The following is a 1,500-nucleotide window of genomic DNA, read 5'->3' as shown; positions in this document are numbered from 1 at the left end:
CCCCCGGCCCGGTCCGGCCTGCCCGCGGCGCCGAGTCGCGGGCCGGGGCGGGGTGGGTGACACTGGGGTGTTGTAAGGCACGTTCACAGGAGCATGCAGACACCCTCCCCGGCCGCGTCCAAGGGCCCCACGGGCGGGTGGTTCCGGCTCTCCCCGCAGCGTGCAGGCCGGTGTGCGGCTGGTCCGTACAGTGCCTGTGCGGGGGTCTGTCCCCGCTTGCGGGGTCCCCTTCGTCCGTGGGTCCGTGAGATCCTTCGCGGCCCGGACGGAGTTCTTGTGAGGGCCGGAGCAGGTTCCCTGGAGGGAAGGCTCCCGTCAGATGCCGATCCTTTGCCGACCTGCCGTAGTGGTCCCCGAACACACGATCACGATGGGGCAGACCCTCGATCTGGCCCGTCGTCTCCACGCCGGCCATCCGCAGCTGGGGCTGGTGCTCCGGCTCATCGAGAACACCGGGGTGACCAAGCGCCATCTGGTGCGTCCGCTGACCGAGACGCTGCGTCACCCGGGTTTCGAGGCGCGCAACGCGGTCTACGAGCAGGAGGCCCGACGGCGCATCCCCGAGGTGGTGCGTGCCGCGCTGCGCAGCGCCGAGGTGGGCAGCGAGGACATCGACGCAATTGTCTTCGTCTCCTGCACCGGGTTCCTGATGCCGTCGATGACGGCATGGATGATCAACAACCTGGGGTTCCGCTGGGACACCCGTCAGATCCCCATCGCCCAGCTCGGCTGCGCGGCCGGTGGGGCCGCGATCAACCGGGCCTGCGACTTCTGCATGGCCTATCCGCAGGCCAATGTCCTCATCGTGGCCTGTGAGTTCTGCTCGCTGTGCTACCAGCCCACCGACGACGGTGTCGGCTCCCTGCTGTCCAACGGACTGTTCGGCGACGCGGTCGCCGCCGCGGTCGTCAGAGGACACGGGGGAGCGGGCATCCGGCTGGAACGCAACAGCTCCTACCTGGTGCCCGACACCGAGCGGTGGATCTCCTACGCCGTCAAGGCGACCGGCTTCCACTTCCAGCTCGACAAGCGGGTGCCGACCACCATGGCGATGCTGGCCCCCGCCCTGCACATGCTGGCGGACAGTCACGGCTGGGACGCCTCGGCGCTGGACTTCTACATCATCCACGCGGGCGGACCGCGCATCCTCGACGACCTCTGCCGGATCCTCGAGGTGGAGGGCAGCTCCTTCCGGCACAGCAGGGCGACGCTCACCGAGTACGGCAACATCGCCAGTGCCGTCGTGCTCGACTCGCTGCGCCGCCTCTTCGAGGAGGACGCCCTGCCCGCCGGGGCACAGGGCATGATCGCCGGATTCGGGCCGGGTATCACCGCCGAGACCTGTGTGGGCACATGGGCGCCGGCGTCCGCCCGGACACCGCTGACGCACACCCGGACGGTGCGCTCACCGGCCGTGGTGCAGCGGCGGACCATCACCGGCGGTCCCGCCACGTGAGCCGGTGGCGCCGCGGGGAGCCGCGCGCACCGTACGGCCGGCGC

At 70.5% G+C, this 1,500-nt stretch carries 1 protein-coding gene; it reads left to right on the top strand.

Annotated elements, in window-relative coordinates; genetic code table 11:
- The first annotated feature begins 319 nt into the window (after positions 1-319).
- Complete coding sequence (locus tag AOK09_RS36750; protein ID WP_055591491.1) at positions 320-1,456, top strand: type III polyketide synthase; 1,137 nt, start codon at positions 320-322, stop codon at positions 1,454-1,456.
- Positions 1,457-1,500 lie beyond the last annotated feature (44 nt).

This window comes from Peterkaempfera griseoplana, assembly GCF_001418575.1.
In the GTDB taxonomy this organism is placed as follows: Bacteria; Actinomycetota; Actinomycetes; order Streptomycetales; family Streptomycetaceae; genus Peterkaempfera; species Peterkaempfera griseoplana.
This window is presented reverse-complemented; position numbering and strand designations above follow the sequence as displayed.